Here is a 26,525-nt window from a genome sequence, read left to right as displayed (position 1 = left end):
AAATGATACAAACAAATTCAAATCACTTTTCATTCAAAGCTGCAATTTATTGCAGACTATCTAAAGATGATGAGCAGAAAGGAGAGAGTGCCAGCATACAAAACCAAAAGGAACTTTTAGAAAACTATGTAAAATCAAGGGGTTGGAGTATTTACGATGTATATATAGATGATGGATATACTGGATTAAATACAAATAGACCATCATTTCAAAGACTAATTAGAGATATTGAAAATAAAAAAGTGGATATAGTAATCACTAAGGACTTATCAAGACTTGGAAGAAACTATTTGCAGACTGGGTACTATACAGAAAATTTCTTCCCAAAGAACAATGTCAGATATATAGCTTTAAATGATGGAGTAGATACCTTTCAAGAAAACAACGAAATAGTTCCTTTTAAAAATGTTTTAAACGAGTTTTATTCAAGAGATGTTTCTAAAAAGATGAAATCTGCCTATATGACAAGAGCAAGGCAAGGAAAATTTATTGGTTGTCTTGCTCCAATAGGATATAGGAAAGACAATGAAGATCCACATAAATTAGTAATCGATGATGAAACTTCATGGATTGTTGAAAAAATTTTTGATCTTGCTTTTAGTGGTTATGGAGTACAAGCAATTAGAAGAAGACTATTTGAAGAAAAAATACCTACACCTACCTGGTGGAATAGAAAAAAAGGACTTAGAAATAAAAAAACTAAGTTAGAAATGACCGTAGATGGTGGAGAGTATTGGTGGGACTGCACAACCCTAAAAGAAATTATTGAAAACCCAGTTTATATTGGTCATATTGCTAGTCAAAAAGTTAATTATAAATTCAAAGTAGGTTGGTTATCCGATAAACCCAAAGAGGAATGGATAATAGTAGAAAATACACACGAACCAATTATTTCTGAAGATATTTATAATATAGCAAATGAAAAATTAAAGAGCAGGAGAAGACCATTTAAAAATGGAGAAGAAAGTATATTTGCAGGAATTGTGAAATGTCCCGATTGTGGAAAATCTTTAAATCTTGGAAGAAACAAATCGAAAAAAAGAGAAAAGTTACTCACTTGTAACACTTATAGAAGATATGGAAAATCATTATGTAGTCAACATAGAATTTATTACGATACTCTTTATGAGATAGTGCTTAAGGATATTAGAAAAAATGCAGAAATAGCATTAAAAGATGAAAAAGAAATTATAAAAGCACTTGAAAAATCACGAGAAATTGATAATGAAGAAGAACAAAAATTTATTATGGATAAGATTTACGAAGATCAAATAAGAGTAGAAGACTTAACTAAAAAGATTGAAAGATTATATGATGACTGGCTAGACAATAAGATAAGTGAAAGTAACTTCCAAAAAATTCTTGAAAAATCACAAAACGAACAAGACTATCTTAACCAAAGAATAGAAGATAATCAAAAATTGATTGTTAAAGAAGATCTTGAAGATATTAATGTTAAAAAATGGATTGAACTCATAAAAAAACATAGGGATATAAAGAAGCTGGACAAAGAAACCTTAAACGAACTCATCTCAAAAATCTATGTTCACGAAAAAGAAGTAGTGAATGGAGAAATCACCCAAACAATTGATATTTACTACAATTTCATAGGAAATACAGACACACTACAAGTATTTTACAATCTCTAATTAGGCATAAAGCAACTAATGGCAGGTGGTGGTATTGTCCTAATTGGAATGAAGTTAATACCATTATTAAGCAATGTTTTTAATGGATAGTTGGAGTTAGAAATGTTTTTATTATTTAATATCTTTGACAAATTATCAGATTTGCTTAAAGATATTTTAATCGGAAGCATACAGGCAAACTTTGAATCAATGTTTGGAGAGATGAACGACAAAATTGGCATTATTGCCAGAGATGTTGGTCAAACACCAATGGGTTGGAATAAAGATGTTTATACTTTTATAAAAAGCATAAATGACGATGTTATAGTTCCAATTGCAGGTCTTATAATAACTGCAGTGTTATGTATTGAGTTAATACAAGTGGTTATGCAGAGAAACAATATGCAAGATGCAGACACATTTGAGCTATATAAATACATCATAAAGGCTTTTATTGCTGTATATTTGGCGAGTCATGCTTTTGAATTTTCAATGGCAGTTTTTGATGTTGCACAGACGCTAGTTAATAAAGCTGCTGGAGTAGTTGGCTCGTCAACGACATTCACTTCCGATGACCTGATCGCCACGATTGAAACTCTTAAAGGGTTTGAGATAGGTAAGCTCTTCGCATTAGTTATAGAAACGACAATATACAAATTTGTTTTATGGGTAGTTGGTATTTTAATAAACGTAATTGTTTGTGGACGTATGTTTGAAATATATGTTTATTCATCAATATCATCAATACCATTTGCAACTATGGGAAACAAAGAGTGGGGTCAAATTGGGACAAATTATATTAAGGGACTTTTTGCATTAGGATTGCAAGGATTATTCTTGATGATATGTCTTGGAATATATAACGTTTTGATTAAATCAGTAGTTATATCAGGTGCTGACTTTACAGCTTCTCTAACAAGTATAGTTGGTTTTGCAATACTCTTAGGTGTAATGATGTTTAAGAGTGGGTCAATCTCAAAAAGCATTATGAATGCAAATTAAAATTAAGGAGGTATTTATGGATAAAAAAGATGTGTGTATTTTACTAGGAGCTGGAGCTCTTATTGCTGGTGCATATAGCACGTATAATCAATATAAACAAGAAAAAAAGTTGTTTAAACTAAACAAAAAGCTAACTAGACTAGGTTCTTGTCACAACAATTTTGTTGAAGTACAAAAGGCTATTAATAATTTATCATCTGAAAATATGACTGATATGTGTGACAGAGTTGATTGTTTAGAAGATACAAGTATTGCTAACTATAATCAAATCTTAGAACTAAAAGAACAAGCAAATAAAGACGATGCATGCAAATGTGTGAGCGACTATAGTGACTTAGAGGGTCAGGGAGATTAAAATGGCTTACGTACCAATTCCAAAAGATCTCGACAGAATTAAAACTAAAGTTGCTTTTAATTTAACAAAAAGGCAACTAATAGGGTTTGCTGTAGCTACATTGATTGGTGTACCTGCTTATTTAACAGCAAAAAAATATTTGCCTAATGATATATCTATAATATTTTTGCTGGTATCTACACTTCCTATATTTTATATTACATTTTTTGATAAAGATGGCTTAACTTTTGAAAAATATTACAAGTACTATTATTTGCATAAGTTTTATCAGCCATCAAAAAGAGTAAGAAAGGAGGTTTACCTTGAAGAAAAGAGAAAAGCAGATGCAAAGCTTAAATCAAATGCAAAAACAGCTAAAAAAAGACAGAAAAGAATTAAGGGGAATAAAGGCAAGAAAGAATCAAAATAGTAGTCTTTTAAGTGTATTACTAAACAAAGAAAAAAAGATATATACAGTTGAAGACACAATTCCATATTTAAGAATGTTATCAGATGGTATTTGTCAACTAGACGAAAGGCGATACTCAAAAACAATAGCTTTTCAGGATATAAACTATCAATTAGCACTTGAAGAAGATAGAGATTTAATTTTTAATCAATTTGCTAATTTTTTAAATTCTTTCGATCCAAGCGTACGCATTGAGCTTAACTATGTAAATCAAATGGGAAGAAACAAAGATTTACAAGATGCAATAAAAATTGGAGATAAAAATGATGGATATGATGATGTAAGAAAAGAATTTAGAGAAATGCTAAAAATGCAGCTTAATAAAGGAAATAACGGACTGAAAAAAATGAAGTTTGTTACATTTACAATTGAAGCTGATAATTTAGATCAAGCAAAAGCCAATCTTAATAGGCTTGAGGTTGACATTTTATCAAATTTCAAGGCTATGGGAGTTAGAGCAGAAAGTCTTGATGGAGAAGAAAGGTTAAGGCTTATACACGACATGCTTAATCCAGATGCTGACTTTAACTTTTCTTATCAAGACTTGAAAAAGAAAGAATCTACAAAATCATACATTACACCAAGTGTTTTTAATTTTGCACCAGCTGAAATTTTTAAATTCGGTAAATATATTGGTTCTACAACACATTTTCAAATATTGGCAAGTGAGCTTTCTGACAAAATGTTGTCCGAACTACTAAATATTGAAGATAATATATATATTGGTTTTCATATAGATGTTATAGAACAGACAGAAGCCGTTAAGCTTATTAAAAGAAAAAATACTGATATTGACAAAATGAAAATAGAGGAGCAAAAGAAAGCTATTCGTGCAGGATATGATATGGATATTATACCATCAGATATTAACACTTATGGAAATGATGTAAAGTCTATGTTATCAGACCTACAAAATAGAGACGAAAGATTGTTTTTAGTTACTATAGTTATTATGAACTATGGAAAAACAATTCAAAATGTTGAAAATACTATTGCACAAATCTCATCAATTGCCAACAAAAATAACTGTCAAATCAAAAGGCTGAGCCACATGCAAGAGCAAGGACTTGTTACAGTTTTGCCTTTAGGAACAAATGAAATTGAGATAAAAAGATATTTAACTTCATCTTCCACTGCTGTGTTTATGCCGTTTACTACTGAAGAGTTGTTTATTGACTCATCAAACTCTTTATATTATGGGTTAAATGCTCTTAGTCAAAACTTAATAATGGCAGATAGGAAACTACTAAAGAACCCTAATGGATTAATATTAGGTACACCAGGCTCAGGTAAGTCTTTCTCAGCCAAAAGAGAGATGGCAAATGCTATATTAGTAACAGATGATGATGTAATTATCTGTGATCCAGAGGGCGAGTATGGAAACCTTGTTAGACAGTTTCGCGGTGAAGTTATTAAAGTTTCAGCGAAATCAAAAGATTATCTAAATCCATTAGATATTAATATGAACTATGGAGATGGAGATGCACCATTAAAAGATAAAGCGAACTTTATAATGTCTATGCTTGAACTTGTAGTAGGGGGCTCAGGGCTAACAGCAGCAGAAAAATCAGTTATAGATAGATGCTTGCCTAAAATTTATCAAAAGTATTTTGATAATCCTATACCTGAGAATATGCCTATTCTTGAAGACTTATATAATCAGCTGTTATCACAAGATGAAAAAGTTGGACAAAAGCTTGCTACTGAGCTTGAAATTTATGTAAAAGGAAGTTTGAATGTTTTTAACAATCGCTCAAATGTAGATATGCACAAACAGCTTTTATGCTTTGATATTAAAGAGCTGGGCACTCAGCTTAAAAAAATTGGCATGCTCGTAATTCAAGACCAAGTATGGAACAAAGTCTCTCTAAACAGAGGTCAAAAAGCTACAAGGTACTATATTGATGAGTTTCACTTGCTATTAAAAGATGCTCAAACTGCTTCTTATTCAGTAGAAATTTGGAAGAGGTTTAGAAAGTGGGGAGGTATTCCGACAGGCATCACGCAAAACGTTAAAGACCTTTTAACAAGTATGGAGATTGAAAACATATTTGATAATACAGACTTTATACTAATGCTTAACCAAGCGAGTGGCGACAGAGAAATACTTGCTAAAAAATTAAAAATATCACCTTATCAACTAAACTATATCACTAACTCAAACGCAGGCGAAGGACTCTTATTCTTTGGAAACACAATAGTTCCGTTTATTGATAAGTTCCCTAAGAATACTATGTTATATAAATTAATGACTACTAAGCCAGAAGAAGCAAAGTAGGTGAGTTATGAAAAAGCGTAATAAAGATTTTCAAAAAAATTACAACAAATCAAGAGATGCACCTAAAGATAGCAACACTAAAGAAAATGTTAAGAGCAAGCTTGTGCATTCCGAAGATTATCGAAATAAGATTGTAAAAACTGGAGAAAGATTTAAGGATAAAATAGCCGAAAAAGATAATAAGCTTATTCAAGATAATGCTACAAATGTAGCAAGTGAAGACACGACAAGAAAATCAAAAAGACAGAAGATTCCTGAGAAAGAAACAATCAATAACGACAAGTTTTCTTATGGCACACCAAGTAAGCTTGTGCATTCCGAAGATTATCGAAATAAGATTATAAAGACTGGGAAAAAGCTTAATGAAAACAAGTCCAGCAAAAATACTAAGAGTAAGCTTGTGCACTCTGAGGACTATCGAAATAAAATTATAAAATCTGGCGAAAGGTTTAAGGATAAGATAGCTGAGAAAGATACTAAGCTTGTTACTACAAATGTGGAAAATCAAGAAGTAAAAAGAAAACCGAAAAGAGCAAAGCTTCTTGACAAAAATACACTTAGCAATAAGACCACTGACTCTAAACCAAGTAAGCTTGTGCACTCTGAGAACTATCGAAATAAAATTATAAAATCAAAAGAAAAATACAAAGACAAGCTTAGACGTAAAAGCTCTAAACTCATACAAGATGAGAACAAGCATAATCTAAGTAACAATCAATATAATTATAGTGAAGATGCAAATAAAGAGCCTGTAGGTGTTAATAGCGAACAAACAAGCAACTCTGAAACTGAAAATAAGCAAAATTACAAGAGAAAGAATTATAAGAACACTATTTATACACGCACTAGGAATAAAAAACTTAAAAAGGATAATAACAAATCTGAAAACATCAAAGACTCCTCTAAAGGCAACTTAAGTGGTGATGATAAAGTAAATTTAAGCGACAAAAAGTTAAAGAAATATCAAGGAAAACAATACAAACTATATAATAAAAAGTCTAATTATAAATTATATGATGATATTAAAGACAATACTTTAAAAGTTGGAGCTAAAACATCTGAATTAACTAGAGACTATCTAAGCCAAGGAAGCGATAACTCTGGTATTGAATCAGCCGAAAAAGTTGCAGGAGCGTCCTCTAAGCTACAACATGGAATAAGAAAATATAAGTTAGATAAAAAGAAAAAAACACTTAGAAAAATTTCAAAGCTTGAAAATAAAATTAGCAAAAGAAGTAGCAAGCTTGAATTTAGGTCTGCTATTGCTGATTTAAAAAATAAAAAAGAATACCAAAAAGCAAATGCTGTTAAAAAGTTTTTTAAGAGAAAGCAAATGAAAAAAATGATTGCTAAGAAGCATGAAGCTAGATTTGTAGATAGAGTAAAAAAGTCTTTCTTAAGCTTAAACAAAAAAGTCAAAGAAATAATTGTTAAAAAGGTTAAAGGCTTTTTATTTATTGCAATTGCTGTATTTATGCTATTTATGGTGCTCTTTGGAATAGGAAGTATTGGAGGGTCTGGTCTTAATAATTCGAGCAATTCCGTTTTAACAACAAGCTATTTATCTGATAAAGATGTTTTAAATGGCATCAACACAAACTTTACTAATCTTGAAAATGAATTAGCTGATAAAATAGCCAATATACCAACAGATCATCCTGGATATGATCAATATGTTTATATCGATACAGAAAATATTGGACACAGTATTTATGAGCTTTTTGCTTATATTACTTCTAAATGTGGAGGGCCAAATGATCCATCTGAGGTTCAGCCTGATTTAATTGAGCTTTTTAATAAAATGTATCAACTTGAATTTAAAGAAAAAGTTGAGATTAAAACTAGAACGGTTCGTAAAGAATATGTTGACGGAAGAGGCAGGGTTCACATTATTGAAGAAAAAGAACCATATGAGTATAAAACACTTATAACAACTCTTAAATATAAAACTATAGGTGATGTTGCAAAAGAAGTATTTCAGGACTCTGAAGATAATACGTTACATTACAACACACTTATGGAAACAAGAGGTAATTCAGGATTAACATTTGGTAACTCTGAGTTGATAGAAGCTAATGGTGGTGTTGGAGGTGGACAAGACTACGAGGCGTCTTCTGATGTACAAAAGAAAATTGTAGATGCTTGTTATATTACTCCATCGCCTGGAAAAGGTTGGTGTGCTATGTGGGTATCTCAAGTGTATCAAAATGCAGGACTTGGATATATAGGAGGCAATGCATGCGATTTGTATAGAAGATATGCATTTACATCAGATCCATCTAAGCTTCAAGTGGGAATGCTTGTAATGGTTGAAAGCTCATCAAGTGGGACGCAGGCAGGTTTAACTTATGGACACGTTGGCATATATATTGGAGATGGGAAAGTCATGGACAATATAGGCAAAGTAAGAATTACCACTCTTGATGACTGGATTAAAACATATTGCAAAAATAGTCCAGTAGGCTTTGGTTATCCACCATCAGTTCAACCTTAGGAGATGTAATCGGAAACATAATAAATATAAAAATTTATAAAAGTTAAGAAATAAGATTTAAAATGTTAAAAATAAAAAAGGAGAGTAAAATTATGAAGAAAAGAATTATAGCTATATTAATGATGGCTGTTTTATTAATTGGAAGTTTTAACCCGATATCAAGGGCACAAGAAAACACTGAACAAGATAAAATTTATTACTGGAAAGTCTATACAACTGACATAGCAAAAGGAGAAGAAAATTTAATAGAATGGATCAATCCTACTATTTGGGATGGCATGGGATATAGTTGGGACAAATATTGGAAATTAGGATATGACACTATCGAATTTCGCAATATAGATGGAGACAATTATGTTGTAGGTTCAGATCGAAAAATGTTAAAAGATAGAAAAGTAGGAGATACATTTTATCATTTAAATTCTGGAAATGATAATGTCCACGAAAGAAGACTTACTAGTGGCGGAAGACCACTTAGTAAGTGTACTATTAGAAGTATCACTCCATTCAGTTTTGCTGATGGAGGGTATTACAATGTAGACACATCAACACTATTTGCATATAAACATATTGGATATGCTAGATCATATAATAGAGATATATTTAAGAAATACGAACTAGATAAATATGAAAATCACCCTACAGATTACAGCTTATATTTTGAAAGACTAACAGAAGAACCAACAGGTGATGTTAATTGGATAAATGATGACGGATTCCAAGAGGATTATAAGAATAAGCATACTCAAGATCCAGGCAAAGAAAATCCAAACGAACCTGGAGAAACAGATCCTAGCGATAAATCTAAGATTGATGAGCTAGAAAAAGAACTAGCCGACAAAGATACTAAAATTGCAGACCTTGAAAAACAAATAGAGGATCTAAATAAGCTAATTGCTGAAAAAGATGCTAACAAGTGTCCGAGTGAAAATACTGAAAAATGCGACGAGCTAGAAAAAGAACTTGAAGAAATTAAAAAAGCAAAAGCTAATTTAGAAAAAGAATTAGAAGATGCTAAAAAAGCAAAAGATGACGTTTTAGCCAATGCTAAAGAAGAAGCAAAAAAAGAAATCGGCAAAAATAAAGATTTAACTGACACAGAAAAAGTAGACGCATATAAAAAAATTGACGACGCTAAAACTGTCGAAAAAGTTAAGAAAATTGTAGACGATATTTTAAAAAATTCCAAAGCTAAACAAGACGATCCTGAATATTTAAAGAAGAAGCTTGAAAAATTAATAGATGAAGCTAAGAGAGTAAGATACCCATCTGAAGAATTGGAAAAAGCAATTGATGAAGCTTACGATATTATTTTAGACAGATATTCAAGAGCTGATGATTATAAGTATGCTATTGAAAATCTTGAGAAAATATTACAAAATATGAGGGATACAAGAAGAAACAGATATAAATTAGATGTTGACGAATTAAAAGATACAGACAAAGAGCTAACAGGAAAAACTGAATCTAAATGGTATGTAGACGTATATAATGGCAACAAACGTATACTAAATGGACAAGCTAACTATAAAGGCGATTTTTCTATTGAAATTAAGAAAGATAAAATTAAAGCAAAAGATAAACTAAAGATAGTTGCTACTGATCCAAGAGATGACAGTAAATATAAGGAAGTAGAAATAGTTGTAGGCGGAGACACTAAGGAAACTAAAGAGAACAAGCCAGCATTTAGCATTGACGACCTATTAACAGCAGATGGATCAAACTCTTTAGTTGATTTAGCTATATTTCCAGTTGGAAAGAACTATTATAACGTAATTCAAAACAGTCAAAAAACAACTGTCTATATGGATGTTAAAGCCTTCATTAGTGGCAGTAGAACAATGCTTCCTATAAGATATATTGCATATACTTTAGGATTTAATGTTGAGTATGATAATATATCTCGTGAAGCGATATTCTCTAATACAGAAAATCCAGTTTTGGCTAAAAAGACTATATCGATCAATATAGATACTGGCATGATGAGAGATTCTTACGGAAGAATATATCAATCTGACGTAAAACCAATGCTTATCAACAATAGAATTCACGCATCTATAGCAAATATTGCTAAAATGTTTGAGGCAAGCCAAGGCACTATTGAAGATGGTGTTAATCAAACAATTGAATGGGATAATGCTAGAAAAGCTGTTTATGTATTTAAAAATGTAAAATAGCAAAAGGAGTAGATTATGATTAAAAACAAGATAAAGCAAGGAGTAGCCTTTGGGTTGCTCTTTTCATCACTTTTGACACCTACATTTGCTCTTGCTAAAACTACGCAAGAGGTTATAGAAGATCAACCAACATCAATATATGCCCCTAGTTCATATAATATAGAGGGTATTAATGATGATTTACTAACACCAGGTAGTCAAAATATTCCGTACCAAAATTATACACAAAACAATCAAAATAAAGAAAACACTAAAGCTCCTTTAGTTAAAGGGGGAAATTTGAAAGCAGTTAATCCTTTAGCTACAAAAGAAAATAAAGCAAGAGGAACTGTGCTTGAAAATGTTGATAGAACTGGAAAAGATATTACACCTACTGGAGATATAAAGAAAGATAAAGACAATCCTGTTGATGTAAGACAATTTTTAACATTTCAAACTAAAAGTGGCAAGACAATGCACTTAATTGTAGACCACTCTGCACAACAAGAAAATGTACAATTATTGACAGAAGTAGGAGAGCAAGACCTGCTTAACATGATTGAAGCAGATGAAGATGCTAAACCTGCAATTAAAGAAGAGCCAGTTAAGAAAGAAGAGCCAGTTAAGAAAGAAGAGCCAGTTAAGAAAGAAGAGCCAGAAGAAAAGACAGACGATAAAGAACCTAAAAAAGAAAAATCTGGATCTTCAATGTTTATAATATTGGTTGTAATCTTTGTGGGTGCTGCTGCATATTACTTTAAGGTTGTAAAAAACAAAGATAAGAAAGATATGGAGGATTTTGAAGAAGAAGATGAAGACTATATTGGCGAATCTGAAGAAGTGATTGATAATACTCACAAAGACGATGAGGCTGAAAACTATTCTAAAGATGAAGACCATGAAGATCATGAAGATGAAGATGATGATGAAGACCTTTTATAAATATAAATAATTGTTAAGGGCGAATGATATACATTTGCCCTTTCATTTTTAAGCATATTTTAAGCGTAGGAAGGCTTTTAAAGCATTAAGCATATATTTAGTAGGCTAAGTATATAAAATCGAGATATGAGCGTTTTAGATAGCTTAAAATTAAAATGAGTAAAAAGGAGGTAGAAAATGCCAGATTTAAAGGAAAAAGTAGGTAAGCTTGTCAAAGATTTTGTAGACGCAGTCGACGAAGTAGAAAAAGATATTAACGAAAAAGATTTAGAATCATATAAAAATTTTATGGACTATGATAGTTCTTATTTATCGGATACAGATATTGAAAAATTAAATAGCAGAGCAGATTTTCCAAAGCATGATGAAAATATATATTTTGTTAAAGGTCGTGAAGATAAAAAAGGCAAAATGTTTAAAAACTTCGATGATGCAAAAACTTATGCTATAGAAACAAACAAGTTTTTATTTCAAATTAATGGCTCTGATTTTTATGACAAGAATATGGAAATAAAATCGTTAAAGCAAATTGATTTGACAAAAGATTGCTCTAAAAAAGAATCTGTCTTAGGTAAAATTGCTGACTACAAAAAAGAAAATAAAAACTTGCATAAACCTAAGTCTGAAAAGAATAAAAGTATAGGAATGGAGATGTAATATGAAATTAGTAATAGCAGAAAAGCCAAGCGTAGCATTAACACTAGCAAAAGTTATAGGTGCAAACACAAAAAAAGATGGGTATTGTGAGGGCAACGGCTATGTTGTATCTTGGTGCGTAGGTCACTTAATACAAATGTCTAATCCTGATAAAATGGATGAAAAATGGAAAACATGGTCTTTAAAAAATATGCCTATAATTCCAGAAGAGTATAAATATGAGATTACAAAAGCAACTAAAAAGCAATATATCATTTTAAAAAAGCTACTAGATTCTGATAGAGTTGACACTGTGGTCAATGCTTGTGATGCTGGTCGTGAGGGCGAGTTAATATTTAGGCTTGTATACAATCAAGCTAAATGTAAGAAGAAAATTCAAAGACTATGGATCTCTTCAATGGAAAATAAAGCGATTGAAGATGGCTTTAAAAATCTTAAAGATGGCAAAGGCTATGAGAACTTATATAAGTCGGCAAGTGCGAGAGCTATTGCGGACTGGTTAGTTGGAATGAACCTAAGCAGACTGTATTCTTGTCTGTACGATCAAACTTATTCTGTCGGCAGAGTTCAAACTCCAACACTATATTTAATTGCGAAAAGAGATAGCGAAATAAGCACTTTTAAGAAGCAAAAATATTATACAGTAGATATAGCAAGTGATAATTTAAAGCTTGTATCAGAAAGAATTGATGATTTAAGCATTGCAAAGAACCTGCTAGAAAACATTAAAAGCGAATATTATAATAAAGATATAGAGCTTACAAGCGTAGAAAATAAAGAGGTAAGCATTAAGCCTGATAAGCCTTATGACTTGACTACATTGCAAAGAGAAGCAAATAAGTATTTTGGGTATAGTGCAAACGATACTCTAAATACTACACAAAGTCTTTACGAAAAGAAGCTTGTAACTTATCCAAGAACTGACAGTAGATATTTAACAAACGATATGACTGAAACAATTAAAGAATTATTGCAAGGTCTTGAAAATGACTATATTATTAATGAAGATAACTTTAAATCAATATTTGATTCGTCAAAAGTCACAGATCACTATGCAATAATTCCTACTCTTACAGGTATAGCTAAGGCAGATGGCTTGTCAGACAAAGAATATAATGTGTATAACTTAATTAAAAATAAGCTATTAGCTTCTTGCTCAGATAATTTAATTGAGTCAAACACAAGTGTTGAGATAGTATATGGAGAGCACAAATTTAGTGCAAAGGGTAAATCAGTTATTAAACAAGGTTTTACTAAATATTTGCAAGAATATATAAAATCAAAAGAAGATAGCAAGCTTCCAAGCTTAAATCAAGGCGATTCAATTAAGCTTGTATCTTTTGAATTGTCAGAAAAATATACAAAGCCACAAAGTCACTACAATGAAAATACTCTTTTAAAAGCTATGGAAACAGCTGGTGTTGATTCGCTAGATAAAAATATAGAAGTTGAAAGGAAAGGCTTAGGTACACCAGCAACTAGAGCTAGTATAATTGAAAGCTTAATTCGTAGAGAGCTAATTAAAAGAGATAAAAAGAATTTGCTTATTACAGATAAAGGAAACATGTTAGTTTCAATAGTGGAAGATAAATTTAAATCGGCAGACACTACATCTGACTGGGAAATGAAGCTATCAAAAATAAGTTCTGGAGAAGTAGATGCAGATGATTTTATAAAAGAAATTGAAAGTAACGTAACAGAGCTAGTTGAAAGATATAAAAAAACTTTAAGTAATATCTTTTAAATATAGGAGGTGCACATAATGGCAATAATTAAATTAAATTACGATAAGGAAGAGTTTAACAAGCTTATGAATTCACTATATAATGTATATAATTTTGTAAAAGATAGTGAAGATAGCGAAGATGATTCAATTAAAGAAAACATAGAAGAAGTGTTGGGCAGTATTAAAAAGTATTCTATTGGTAGATATGATGAAGATAAAGATGAATATCTATATATAAGAGTTCCTCATACTGAAAGAGACCTATTTATTATATGGGACGCAAGAGACTTTGCTTCATTTTTAGACGCTCGTTCATACTTTTATACGCTTGATGAACCTGAAAACATTGACTACTATACAAAATTTGTTGAAGAATTCAAAGCAAAATATGAAATATACAAAGAGGGAAAAATGAAGAAGCTTCAACAATCTATGGATAAAAAAGAAGCAATCAATAGAGTTGAAAAAGAGATAGAAGAAGATAACAATCAAGTTAAAGATGAAGAACAAACAACAATAGCAGAGCCACTTTAGGCTCTGTTTTTTGTTTTATTGGGAGGAAGTAAGATGAGAATAAATGATTTTTTAAACAATAAAGAGATAGTAAAAGATAATATACTTGCAAGTGAAAAAGAATATCTAAAGCTTTTAAAAGTAGTAGGCAATAATCAAAGATATGACTTTGTAACGCAATTAAGCATTTATAATAAAGTTCCGAATGCTAAAGCTTGTGCTGGTTATGACTTTTGGAAAAAGAATTATAATAGGGCAGTTTTAAGAGGCGAAAAAGGCATTCCTTATTTAGCAGATAAATATAAAAAGTCTGTCGATTATATCTTTGATATAAGCCAAACTACACCTATTGTTAGAAATGTAAATAAAATTAGATCTGTAGATTATTGGCAATTTGATTTTAATTCAGATATTGATGTTTTAAAAAATACAATTTCTGAAAATAGGTTTCAGCCAAGTGATGTGCTTAATGAGAACATATTTGCGTTAAGCAGAATATATGGAGATGAAGATATAGATGTTGCTCTTAATGACCTTAAAGTTAGTGCTGATAAAAAATTAAGCTTTCAAAAGTTTATGATAGAGTCAATATCTTACTCTGTAGCAAGCAGATTTAACATACTTTATCCAATAGATATTGACAATGTAAAAGAAAATATTTCAGAACTTACACCAATATCGCTTGAATACGTGGGAGACATAGTTTCAACTACAAGCCATAATATTATAGAAGATATAATGGAAAAATCTATAGAAATAAAAAGATCAAAAGGCTTGACAAGCGTTAATGATATAATGTACAATAGTGATGAAGTAGAAAGAAAAGATATAGGAGGTATAGAAAATGAGCTTCGAGGAGAGTTTGAAACAATACACAAAGAAGAAGATAGAGAGTCCGTTCGATCAGTGCGAGGACACAGAGGAGATAGCTTACAAGATGAACGAGATAGCGGAGGAAGAGCTACTAGCGGACGAGGAATTTCAAAAGATACATGGAGTGAATTGGGCAATAATGAGGCTGGACTATCTATCGATGGAACACACAGACGAGAATTGGATGAAACTACAGGAACTATATTGGGACAAGACCTTAATAAGCCACTTGAAAGAGATGCAAGTGAGAGCCGAGAACTTCATCAAGATGGAAAAGCCGAGAATGATGGAGGCATGGAAGATAGAGAGCGAGGACAGTCCACAATATCCAGTGATGATGTCAGCATTGAGAGAGATGCTAATCAAGGAGATAATAGAAGAATAGAAAACGATAAAGATTTGGAGAAAGAAGCTAACAAGGCTTCTTTTTTTGTTGATCCAAACTTAAAAAACTTTCAAATCACGAATGAAGTTCTAGTTGAAAAGCTAACTCCATCAGAAAGGCTTAAAAATAATATAGAGGCTATATCTACATTAAAGAAGATTGAAAAAGGTGACTTAACTTTAAATGTTGACACACAAGAAACACTTGCTAAATATGTGGGTTGGGGTGGACTTGCAGATGTGTTTGATGAAAGCAAAGAGGGACAATGGCTTACAGCAAGAACTTTCTTAAAAGAGAGTTTAAGCGAAGAAGAGTATAAAAATGCTAAAGAATCTACGCTTACAGCCTTTTATACTCCAAAAATAGTAATGGACGGAATGTATAAAACTCTTAGCGATATGGGTTTTAATTCAGGGAATATTTTAGAGCCATCTGCAGGTATTGGAAATTTTATTGGTAATTTACCTGCTGATATGAGAGGCTCTAAAGTCTATGGTGTAGAACTTGACTCGATAAGTGGAAGAATAGCAAAAGCCTTATATCCTGAATCTAATATACAGGTTAAAGGCTTTGAGGAAACTAATTTTTCTAACAATTTCTTCGACTTAGCGATAGGCAATGTTCCATTTGGGGACTTCAAGCTTAACGATCGTGAATATAATAAAAGTAATTTTCTTATTCACGATTATTTCTTTGCTAAGTCAATAGATAAAGTGAGAAATGGGGGCATTATAGCATTTATAACATCGTCTGGTACTATGGATAAAAAAGACGAAACAGTAAGAAGATATATAAATGCAAGGGCAGAATTTCTAGGAGCAATAAGACTTCCAAATAACACTTTTAAAGGACTTGCTGGAACAGAAGTAACATCTGATATTATCTTCCTTAAAAAGAGAGATTCAGTCATCGATAGAGATGATGATTGGATACATCTTTCGGCAAATAAAGACGGATTAGTATATAACAAATATTTTATTGATAATCCTCAAATGGTGCTTGGCGATATGAAAGTTGTATCAGGTAGGTTCGGAGATGAGCTTACTTGTGCTGAAAAAGAAAACTCTAATTTTGAAAATTTATTTAACATAGCAAGTAGCAAAATATCCTCAAACAATAAATATGAAAAGGTAGAGCTATTGCAAGATGAAGATATAAGTATTCCTGCAACAGACGATGTTAAAAACTTCTCTTATACAATTATTGATAATGACGTGTATTTTAGAGAAAATTCTATTCTAATTAAGCAAAATTTAACAGATAAAAATAAAGAAAAGATAAAAGACTATATTGCTGTTAAGGATGCACTAAAAGTTGTAATTGACAGACAAAAAGAAGATTATTCAGATACTGATATACAAGAATCCCAGTTAAAATTAAATGAAGTATATGATGATTTTGTTGCAAAATATGGAATAATCAACGATAAAAACAATATAAAATTACTACGAGATGATAGCAATTTCCCTCTTTTATCTTCAATAGAAATCTTAGACGATAATAACAACTTTAAAGCTAAGGGTGATATATTTACTAAAAGAACTATAGTAAAGGCAAAAGTAGTAGACCATGTTGATACTTCACTTGAAGCGTTAGTGCTTTCTGTCTCACAAAGAGGTGATGTTGACTTTGACTATATGCAAGACCTAACAGGTAAAAATAGAGATGTTTTAATAAATGAGCTAGAGGGAGAAATCTTCCTTGACATAAGTTCATATGATAAAATTAATAACTATCTCCCATTCAAGAGCTTTAATAACGATAGTCCTTTACATTTTGATTATGTAGCTAAAGATGAATACCTTAGTGGCAATATTAGAAATAAAATAGAATGTTTAAATGAATATATTAGTCATTTCAATATTCTAAAAGAACAATTACCTGAAGATCAAAAACTAGAAATGGAAAAAGAGCTTAAAGAAATAAATTTTCAAAAAGACAGGCTAAAAGAAGTTATGCCTATAGAGCTAACAGCAAGTGATATTAATGTTAGATTAGGAGCAACTTGGATACCAGAAGAAGATGTTGAGGACTTTATGTTTAACCTTTTAAAGACTCCTAATTTTGATAGGTGGAATATATCCGTAAGATTTTCCCCATTGACAAGCGAGTGGAATGTTGAGGGCAAAAGTGTAGATTCATACAATGACTTAGCTAATATGACCTATGGAACTAATAGAGTTAACGCATATAAGCTAATAGAAGATGCTCTAAACTTAAAAGATACACGAATTTTCGATCAAGTGATAAATGATGATGGCTCAAAAACTTCTGTTTTAAATAAAAAAGAAACTTTACTTGCTAGTCAAAAACAAGAATTAATAAAATCAGCATTTAAAAACTGGATATTTGAAGACCCTGATAGAAGAAATAGACTTGAAAAAATATATAATCAAAGGTTTAATTCAATAAGAAATAGAGAATATGATGGTTCTAATTTAACTTTTGATGGTATGTCTACAGATATACAACTTAAAGAGCATCAGAAAAACGCTATAGCAAGAACTCTTTATGGTGGAAATACTTTGCTTGCCCATGTAGTAGGTGCAGGTAAGACCTTTGAGATGGTAGCTTCTGCTATGGAATCTAAAAAGTTAGGTCTTGCTAGCAAGTCTTTATTTGTTGTGCCAAATCACTTGACAACACAAATAGGTCGTGAATTTATGCAACTTTATCCATCGGCTAACATAATGATAGCTGATAAAAAAGACTTTCAGCCTAAAAATAGAAAGAGATTTATTGGCAAAATTGCAACAGGAGAGTGGGACGCAGTAATTATTGGTCACTCGCAATTTGAAAAAATACCTATGTCAAAGGAATATCAAGTAAAACATATTCAGGATCAAATACATGATATTGTGTCTTTTATAGAAGAGAATAAATATAGTGAAAGTCAAAAGTTTAGCGTCAAACAGCTTGAAAAAACAAAGAAGAAACTTCAAGTGAGACTAGAAAAGTTAAATGATGATTTTAAAAAAGATGATGTAATAACTTTTGAAGAGCTTGGGGTTGATAAGTTGTTTATTGACGAAGCTCACAACTACAAAAATCTATTTTTATTCACTAAAATGAGGAATGTAGCTGGCATAGGACAGTCTGAAGCTTTTAAGTCTTCTGACATGTTTATGAAGTGCAGATATATGGACGAGATGACAAATGGCAAGGGAGTTGTGTTTGCAACTGGTACACCAATATCAAACTCAATGACCGAGCTATATACAATGCAAAGGTATTTGCAGTATGATGAGCTTAAAGGAAGAGGTCTGGAGCATTTTGATGCGTGGGCATCGACTTTTGGCGAAACTGAAAATACTTTTGAATTGTCTCCTGAGGGCACAGGCTATAGGCAAAAGACAAGATTTTCTAAGTTTTATAATCTGCCAGAGCTGATGAGTATGTTTAAAGAGGTTGCAGATATAAAAACTGCCGATATGTTGGAGTTACCAGTGCCTGAAGCAAACTTTGAAGTTATTAAAACAGAGCCAAGCGATGAGCAAAAGGCTATACTTGAAAGCATATCAGAAAGAGCTGATGCTGTTAGAAATAACGAAGTTGATCCTACTGTTGATAATATGTTAAAAATAACAAACGATGGTAAAAAATTAGCTTTAGATCAAAGACTAATTAATCCACTTTTACCTGATAATCCTGATTCTAAAGTGAACGTCTGTGTTAATAATGTTTATGCAATATGGGATAAAACTAAAGACAAGTCATCTACTCAATTAATATTTTCAGACATGTCCACACCTAAAGGCGACGGAGAATTTAATATTTATGATGATATAAGAAACAAACTCGTAGAAATGGGGATACCTAAAAACGAAATAGCTTTTATTCACGAAGCTGATACAGATAAACAAAAAGATGAGCTATTTGCAAAGGTTAGAAAAGGTGAAGTTAGAATTCTTATGGGTTCTACTCAAAAGATGGGAGCTGGAACTAATGTTCAAGATAAGCTAATAGCTTTACATGACCTAGATGTTCCGTGGAGACCATCAGATTTGGAGCAGTTCCAAGTGGGACAAGGAAAAAACAAGGACTATCTCAATAAATACTAACGTAAGCACAAGTATAAAATAGACTAAAGTGACTTATCAGCCTATTTATGATATAATATAAATTAATGAATAAAACGGATAAGGGGTAATAATATGGCAATTTCTTATAAACCATTATGGCACTTATTGGTAGAAAGAGAAATGAACAAAGAAGACTTAAAAAGAGCTGCAAACATAACAAGCAACATAGTTTCAAGAATGAGCAAAAATTCTTATGTGAACTTAGAGTCATTAGAAAAGATTTGCCTGGCATTGGATTGCAGAATTGAAGATGTTATAGAAATTCATAGAAATGAGGTGGAATAAAATGAAGAAAATATTTTTTAGAATCTTTTTAATAGTTATTATTTTAGTAGTTTTAGTTTTTATTCTTAGAATATATAATGACTATAAGTATAAAGATACCAATGCTTTGAAATCTCCTGAATATTATAATGATGTTACTAATATAAGTTTATATCCTACAGATATTGACGGAGTTGATGTAACTTATGTAGATGAGGGTAGGATGCAAGGCTTTAGATTTATACCTAAGGAAAAATCACATAAGGGTCTTGTAATTTGTTTTGGAGGTTCTGAGGGAAGTCCAAATTTTGAAACTGCTAAAAGATTGGCTGAAGAGGGATATGAAACCTTTGCACTATTTATGTTCGGCATGAAAAACCAAGAACAAACTTTGAGAAAAATCCCTTTAGAACAATTTGAAGATGTTATCAATTATATAAATAAAAATATAAAAGACAATAAGCCAATAAGTGTTTTGGGAGCGTCAAAAGGTGCAGAATATGCCCTTAATTTAGCTAGCAAATATTCGGAAATAGATAATCTGATTTTAATAGCACCTTCATCTTATAATTTCGCCGGGCTTGATTTTAAAGATTATGGTTCATCATGGACATATAAAGGAAAGGAACTTCCATATATAGATATAAAAAAATCATCATTTAACTCATTTTTAAAAAATATTATTGTTCCGAATATTATTAAAAGTCCTATTAGCTATAAAGAAACTTATAGTAGTGCAATAGAAAAAGACTCATCAAGCCAAGAAAAACTAATACCAGTCAAAGATGTTAATGCAAATATATTGATGATTGTAGGCGAGGATGATTTGATGTGGGATAGCCTTGCTATGGCAGATAAAATAAAAGAACAAAACCCTAAGGCAAAGATTTATTCATATAAAGAAGCAGGGCATATATTTGCTAGCAATGGTGTTTTAAATTTAGGAAAAATTAGAATTGCAACAGGTGGGACAACTGAAAGCAATGATAAAGCAGAAAGTGAATCAAGAAAAACTATTGATGCTTTCTTAAAAGAAAACCATAAATAAAAAAATACTTGGATATTTAAGGACGGTAGAAAATTAAAATCTATCGCCTTTTTTTATTGCAACAAAAGGGAGAAATTATATGGAATTAAAAAAGAAAAAACGAAGTGGAAAAATCAACTATGAAATAAAGCGAGTGTATGTAGGGAAAAAGCCGATTGAAGAAGTGTTTGAAGATATTATCGAGCATGTAGTCGAAAGAAACTTAGAAAAAGACAGAGAAAATAAACAAACGCAAGCGTAAGTATTGATTGACTAAACGGGAGTATTTTAGTATAATTTAATTATTGAGATAGTCCTGTTTAGGGAAAGGAGATTGAAATTGGGCAGGACTAAAAAATATGTAGCAGGACTTTATTGTAGACTATCAAAAGACGATGGAAACTCAGTTGAGAGTATGAGTATATGGTCACAAAAAGTAATGTTAAAACAATTTGCAGAAAGTAACAGTATCGCTATTTATGATTATTATGTAGATGATGGTTATTCGGGAACAAACTTTGAAAGACCATCATTTAAGAAGATGATTACTGATATTGAAAACGGAAAAATAAATTGTGTTATAACAAAAGACTTATCAAGGTTAGGAAGAAACTATCTTCAAAGTGGAGCATATATCGAAATGTACTTTCCACAAAAGAATATAAGATATATTGCAATAACTGATGGTATAGACACATTAAATAGCAATCAAAATGATATTATGCCATTTAAAAACATTCTCAATGAAATGTACGCAAAGGATACTTCCAAAAAAGTTAAAAGTGCAATTCAAAGCAGAATGAGAGAGGGAACATATATAGGCTCTAAAGCTCCATTTGGTTATCTAAAAGACCCTAATAATAAACGCAGATTAATCATTGATGAGAAAACTAAACCTATTATAGAACTCATTTATAAATTGTGTTTAGAGGGTAAGGGAACTCAACTTATTAGCCAGGAGTTGATGAAGAGAAAAATTCCAAGACCAAGTGCTTTTGTTGAAAATGCTGAAAAGCTTTATGGACTAACAGAAGAAAATAAATATCAATGGTCACATAGAATGGTGTTAAATGTTTTACGAGATCCAGTTTATTGTGGAAATATGGCAAGAAATAAAAGACCTACCTTATCATTTAAGAACTCAAAAAGAATGTATATTCCTAAAAGTGACTATATTTATGCTAAAGATACCCACGAGGGAATAGTTAGTGAGGAAATATGGGAACAAGTTCAAACAATGATTGATAAGAGGAAGTGTAACAATAAAAAGGGACTCTATTATGACAACATTTTTCAAGGACTTGTAAGATGTCCTAAATGTGGTTATGCATTGACACCAAAAACTGATTATAGGCTTAAAAAGAAAGAACTCATAGACTTTGTTCACTTTTCTTGCTCCACATATAAAAAATATGGAGTAAATGCTTGTTCATCACACAGAATTGAAGCTAGGGATCTATATAATATTGTTCTTGAAGATATACAATATCATGGAAGTATGGCACTATCTGCTAAAGAGGACTTTGTCGAAAAGATAATAGAAAAGATTGAAGTAGAAAAAATTGACGAGGGAAAAGAACTATCTAATAAGCTGGAGCTTAAAAAGAACCAATTAGCAGAATTAGACAGAAGCTATGAACAGTTATATGAAGATAGGTTAGAAGGAAATATAACCGAAAGAAACTTCAATCTAATGAATGTGAGTATATCTAAAAAACAAGACAAGTTAATCGAGGAAATCAAGGTCTTAGAGGGCGATATAGAAGTATCTTTTGAAACTGAAGATAACTACAAGAAATTCATGAATAATATTAGCAAGTACGCTAAGATAAAATCGCTAAACAGATATATTTTAAATCAAGTTATAGATAAAATATATGTCTATGACAAGGAAGAAATAGACGGTCAAATTAGCCAAAAGGTTGAAATTCACTACAAGTTTATAGGTAAATTAAATTGACCACTTCGGACTACTCACCAGACCTTGAGCAAAGAGCTGGAAGAATAGTCCGTCAAGGTAACGAGAATAAAGAAGTAAATATCTTTAGATATGTAACAGAAAATACTTTTGATGCATACTTATGGCAGACTATAGAAAATAAGCAAAAATTTATATCTCAAATAATGACCTCAAAAACTCCTGCAAGAGTTGCTGAAGATGTCGATGAAGCTAGCTTGTCTTATTCTGAAATTAAAGCACTTGCTACTGGTAATCCACTTATTAAGGAAAAAATGGACTTAGATAATGAAGTTTCTAAACTTAAAATGTTAGAAGCTAACTATAATTCTAATAAATACAAGTTGCAAGACAAAGTTAACATTGAATATCCTCAAGGCATATTAAAAGCTAAACTTGAAATAGAAGCAGTAAAAGAAGATATGTCAAACGTTGAAAAGCAAGGAGTTGGCGAAAATAAATTCACTTCCATAACTCTTAATAATAATAAGATAACAGACAAGAAAGAAGCTGGCGAAAAGCTATTAGAGGAGATTAGAAAAGTAAATATCCATGAGAAAAAAATCATCGGTAAATATAGAAATTTTGACCTACAAGCATCATATAATAACTTGCTTAATCTATATTCATTTGAACTTAAGGGCAAGGCAAATTATTATGGCGAATTTTCTAGCTTTGCAGATGGTAATATTACAAGACTTGATAATGTTATTAATAAAATGGGCGAAAGACTTGAAAAGCTAGAACAAAAACTTGAGAGCTATGAGGCTTCAATTAAAAATGCAAAAGAGGAGTTAACAAAGCCATTTGAAAAGGCTGATGAGCTTAAGAACAAAACTCTAAGGTTAGCTGAAATAAATAAGCTACTTGACCTTGGAGATGTCGATGAGATTGAAAATAATTCGCCACTGCTTGAAGATTTTAAAAGAACTATAATAGATTATGCTAATTATGAATTTTCAGAAGACAATCCTTACGAAGCTTTTGATAAATTGTATCCTGACTTAGAGCATATAAGTTTAGCATTTACTCATACACCTGATGACAAACACACTATTCAGTATGAAATAAATGCTGAAAATAAGTCGTGGACACAATATGTAGATGATATGCCTATAAGAACAGAATCATTCTTAGAAGATGGTGTATCTGAACAAGAAGCTATTAATAATATGATAGAAGTCGTTAAAATGTCTAACTTTGACGATTTTGTATCTGTTGATAGAGAAGACCTAAAGAAAACACTAGGCTTAGAAATAGATGATGATGGAAACTTTTATGATCCGTTAGCTAAAGACTTAGATAATGATGGAATACCAGATAGGTATGACAATGATTTTAAAGATAGTGATTATTTTGAATCAACTTATGATGTAGAGGATAATCTTCGCGCAAGGGAAGAGAAACCATCAATATTGGGACAAATATCAAAATTCAAAGCGGAAGAAGAAAAAGATAAAAATCAAGAAAAAAGTGAAAAAGGACAAGAAAGGTAGAGGAGAGCGAAAGGCTCTCCTTATTTAGTACAAGGAGGAAAATATGGAATACAAAGATATTAGAGAAAATTTAGAGGAAATGATGAATGATAACTACAAGGACTTTATAAAAGCACTTGTGAGCATAGAAAAAGGCGTTATTGATGAAAAGGCACTTGAAGAAGTTTATGTTTTATATATGAACAATGACACAACAGGTCTACTAAGTGATGACTTTGACTATATGATTGATGATATGAAAGAACAAGGAAAAATTGATAAAAAAAGAAGCAGTCCATAAAGGTTCTGCTTCATCAATTTTTCGTAAGTGGGTACTCACTTACTGTGCTTGTTATTAAAGTTATAAGCGTTATGCTTGTTATTTAATTACTACCATTATACCATAAAATTGAAATGTTTGTATCTAATAGAAAAGCTTAAAATATAGATGTACGATTAATATGCTATAGTGTATTTTTAGTATAAAAATTAATTTTTGGGTATAATTTAATTGATTATTATGATGTATTAGGAGGTAGAGTTTTGGAATTAAATCATGAAGATATTATAGAAGATGTCCTTGAAGGATATATTTTTTCTGAAAAAAAGGTTACTGATGAATGTAAAATTTATACAATTGAAAATTCTACTGGCTGTGGCGAAATGCGTTGCTACAATTTATTTGAAGGCGTTCAGTTATCTTATAATAACCTTAATATGGAGACGGCATATCAAAAAATAAATCCTAAAAGCGGGGTTTTAGAAATAGATCATTGCTTAGAGGGATGTTATGAGTTTAAACTTGAAAATAATGAACGCGCTCTGATAGGTAAAGGTGATCTAAGTGTAATCGAAATAGGTAAAGTTGCTTTTGAAGATTCATGCATACCAACAAAAAAATATGTGGGACTTTCAATATTTATTGATATTGAAAAGGCACAAAAATCTATTGATAAATACTTTCCGTATGCAAAAATTGATTTGTTAGAAATAAAAGATCGTTTATGTAAAAATGGTGCAGCTTTAATTATTCATTCACGTCATGAGATAGACCATGTTATTAGTGAACTTTATAGAGTAGATTCTAGAATAAGACTTTCTTATTCAATTATAAAGACAATAGAGTTGTTATTATTTTTAAATTTAGTTGAAAGTTCAGATACATTTAAGTTAACGTCTTTTTCAGAACCAGTATATAAAGCAACTGTAGAATCATATAAGACGATTTTAAATAATCCTTTTGAAAGATATTCTATTTCTGATTTATCAAAAAAACATGCTATTTCAGAATCCAGTTTGAAGAGATGTTTTATATACATAACTGGAAGCTCAATAGGTAATTTTATTAGGGAAAATTGTTTAGAAGCCGCTGCTAAATTATTAATTCATAAACCCTTAATGTCAATAGGAGAGATTTCTGATTTGTCAGGATATTTGAATCCTAGTAAATTTTCTGAGTCATTCAAAAAACATTTTGGGCAAACTCCTCAAGAATATAGAAAAAAATCCATCTGACCTTTTTAGAGCAAATAAAGAGCTGTCAGGTTATAAAGAAAATATCCATCTTACTTTATAATAAAGTTGAGATGGATATTTTCTTACAAATATTCTCTATACACATTCTATGTACATTTTATTAATTAACGGAGGTGTTTTATGAACAATAAAAAAATGACTACAAAAGATGTAGTAACAGTAGCGATTATGATTGCTTTATTTTATGCAATATCTATTGTTATTGGAATGAGTATGGTTGCTGTTCCGGTTGTATATATTTATGGTACTGCTGGAATTGAAATGTTTATAGGAGCTATTTTCTACTTAGTAGCAGCTAATAGACTTAATAAACATGGGCTATTATTTATATGGATATTAATTTATGGTCTTATTACAGCAGCTATGGGTTATGTGTTTATGCTTCCATATTTTATTGGACTTGCTATTTTGTGTGAAATAGTAATGATAGGCAAAGACACTTATATAAATCCAATAAGAAATATGATTGGCTGGAGTGTTTATGGTGCTGGTATGTTCATGGGAATAGGAGTTCCATGTTGGATAGCTTGGGAATCTTATCAAAAGCAAGCTTTAGAGAGTGGGTTTGCAGATAAGACATTAACATTGCAATATAATTTGGTATCTTCACCAAAACTACTATTATTAGGTGTAACAATAACCGTTATATTATCTGCTTTAGGTGTTTTGTTTGCACAAAAAATTCTTAAAAAGCACTTTAAAAAGGCGGGTATTTTAGAGTAAATGG

General features: G+C 31.1%; 20 protein-coding genes and 2 pseudogenes. All 22 read left to right on the top strand.

Features of this window, described 5'->3' with window-relative positions:
* Window positions 1-2: 2 nt before the first annotated feature.
* The 22 genes and pseudogenes from AC1EJ0_RS05490 (at window position 3) to AC1EJ0_RS05385 (ending at window position 26,521) form a co-directional block, all read left to right on the top strand.
* Complete coding sequence (locus tag AC1EJ0_RS05490; protein ID WP_007516570.1) at window positions 3-1,649, top strand: recombinase family protein; 1,647 nt, start codon at window positions 3-5, stop codon at window positions 1,647-1,649.
* Window positions 1,650-1,655: 6 nt separating this feature from the next.
* Window positions 1,656-1,739: a Maff2 family mobile element protein gene (locus AC1EJ0_RS05485; RefSeq protein WP_480021923.1), complete on the top strand. Its 84-nt coding sequence runs from the start codon at window positions 1,656-1,658 to the stop codon at window positions 1,737-1,739.
* Between the two features lie 12 nt (window positions 1,740-1,751).
* A complete protein-coding gene (locus tag AC1EJ0_RS05480; protein WP_480023533.1) occupies window positions 1,752-2,630 on the top strand; it encodes a VirB6/TrbL-like conjugal transfer protein, CD1112 family in 879 nt (292 codons plus the stop codon).
* Between the two features lie 16 nt (window positions 2,631-2,646).
* Window positions 2,647-2,985: a hypothetical protein gene (locus AC1EJ0_RS05475; protein ID WP_480023534.1), complete on the top strand. Its 339-nt coding sequence runs from the start codon at window positions 2,647-2,649 to the stop codon at window positions 2,983-2,985.
* A 1-nt stretch (window position 2,986) separates the two neighbouring features.
* Window positions 2,987-3,394, top strand: a complete 408-nt coding sequence (locus AC1EJ0_RS05470) for a PrgI family protein (protein ID WP_480023535.1) — start codon at window positions 2,987-2,989, stop codon at window positions 3,392-3,394.
* Window positions 3,309-5,711 (top strand): VirB4-like conjugal transfer ATPase, CD1110 family, encoded by a 2,403-nt coding sequence (locus AC1EJ0_RS05465; protein WP_480023576.1) that lies wholly within the window; start codon window positions 3,309-3,311, stop codon window positions 5,709-5,711. The genes AC1EJ0_RS05470 and AC1EJ0_RS05465 overlap by 86 nt, the downstream gene beginning before the upstream one ends.
* Before the next feature lie 7 nt (window positions 5,712-5,718).
* Window positions 5,719-8,205, top strand: coding sequence for a CHAP domain-containing protein (locus AC1EJ0_RS05460; protein WP_480023536.1), 2,487 nt, complete (start codon window positions 5,719-5,721; stop codon window positions 8,203-8,205).
* A 92-nt stretch (window positions 8,206-8,297) separates the two neighbouring features.
* A complete protein-coding gene (locus tag AC1EJ0_RS05455) occupies window positions 8,298-10,382 on the top strand; it encodes a stalk domain-containing protein (protein WP_480023537.1) in 2,085 nt (694 codons plus the stop codon).
* A gap of 15 nt (window positions 10,383-10,397) precedes the next feature.
* Entirely contained in the window at window positions 10,398-11,303 is a 906-nt protein-coding gene (locus AC1EJ0_RS05450) for a CD1107 family mobile element protein (RefSeq protein WP_480023538.1), read from the top strand.
* Window positions 11,304-11,480: 177 nt separating this feature from the next.
* A complete protein-coding gene (locus AC1EJ0_RS05445; protein ID WP_480023539.1) occupies window positions 11,481-11,960 on the top strand; it encodes a hypothetical protein in 480 nt (159 codons plus the stop codon).
* Window position 11,961: 1 nt separating this feature from the next.
* Window positions 11,962-13,704 carry a DNA topoisomerase 3 gene (locus AC1EJ0_RS05440; RefSeq protein ID WP_480023540.1) on the top strand — a complete coding sequence of 581 codons (1,743 nt, stop codon included), beginning with the start codon at window positions 11,962-11,964 and terminating at the stop codon, window positions 13,702-13,704.
* Window positions 13,705-13,722: 18 nt separating this feature from the next.
* On the top strand, window positions 13,723-14,220 hold the full coding sequence (locus AC1EJ0_RS05435; RefSeq protein WP_480023541.1) for a hypothetical protein: 498 nt from the start codon (window positions 13,723-13,725) through the stop codon (window positions 14,218-14,220).
* 33 nt (window positions 14,221-14,253) lie between these two features.
* Window positions 14,254-16,236, top strand: a pseudogene (locus AC1EJ0_RS05430) (class I SAM-dependent methyltransferase); the annotation flags it as partial.
* Window positions 16,237-17,394: 1,158 nt separating this feature from the next.
* A pseudogene (locus AC1EJ0_RS05425) lies at window positions 17,395-19,518 on the top strand (DEAD/DEAH box helicase family protein); the annotation flags it as partial.
* Window positions 19,519-19,611: 93 nt separating this feature from the next.
* Complete coding sequence (locus AC1EJ0_RS05420) at window positions 19,612-19,824, top strand: helix-turn-helix domain-containing protein (RefSeq protein ID WP_008902116.1); 213 nt, start codon at window positions 19,612-19,614, stop codon at window positions 19,822-19,824.
* A 1-nt stretch (window position 19,825) separates the two neighbouring features.
* A complete protein-coding gene (locus tag AC1EJ0_RS05415) occupies window positions 19,826-20,851 on the top strand; it encodes an alpha/beta fold hydrolase (protein ID WP_111821617.1) in 1,026 nt (341 codons plus the stop codon).
* Between the two features lie 79 nt (window positions 20,852-20,930).
* Window positions 20,931-21,092 (top strand): hypothetical protein, encoded by a 162-nt coding sequence (locus AC1EJ0_RS05410; protein ID WP_019213949.1) that lies wholly within the window; start codon window positions 20,931-20,933, stop codon window positions 21,090-21,092.
* Window positions 21,093-21,170: 78 nt separating this feature from the next.
* On the top strand, window positions 21,171-22,790 hold the full coding sequence (locus AC1EJ0_RS05405; protein WP_480023542.1) for a recombinase family protein: 1,620 nt from the start codon (window positions 21,171-21,173) through the stop codon (window positions 22,788-22,790).
* Window positions 22,787-24,283: a hypothetical protein gene (locus AC1EJ0_RS05400; protein WP_480023543.1), complete on the top strand. Its 1,497-nt coding sequence runs from the start codon at window positions 22,787-22,789 to the stop codon at window positions 24,281-24,283. The genes AC1EJ0_RS05405 and AC1EJ0_RS05400 overlap by 4 nt, the downstream gene beginning before the upstream one ends.
* Before the next feature lie 43 nt (window positions 24,284-24,326).
* Window positions 24,327-24,563, top strand: coding sequence for a hypothetical protein (locus AC1EJ0_RS05395; protein ID WP_480023544.1), 237 nt, complete (start codon window positions 24,327-24,329; stop codon window positions 24,561-24,563).
* Between the two features lie 242 nt (window positions 24,564-24,805).
* Window positions 24,806-25,777 carry a helix-turn-helix domain-containing protein gene (locus tag AC1EJ0_RS05390; RefSeq protein ID WP_480023545.1) on the top strand — a complete coding sequence of 324 codons (972 nt, stop codon included), beginning with the start codon at window positions 24,806-24,808 and terminating at the stop codon, window positions 25,775-25,777.
* A gap of 141 nt (window positions 25,778-25,918) precedes the next feature.
* The gene (locus tag AC1EJ0_RS05385; protein WP_001060382.1) at window positions 25,919-26,521 is read left to right on the top strand and encodes an MptD family putative ECF transporter S component; all 603 of its coding nucleotides are present in this window, start codon (window positions 25,919-25,921) and stop codon (window positions 26,519-26,521) included.
* Window positions 26,522-26,525 lie beyond the last annotated feature (4 nt).

The sequence above is a fragment of the Fenollaria sp. C0166D3 genome, assembly GCF_056590255.1.
This window is presented reverse-complemented; position numbering and strand designations above follow the sequence as displayed.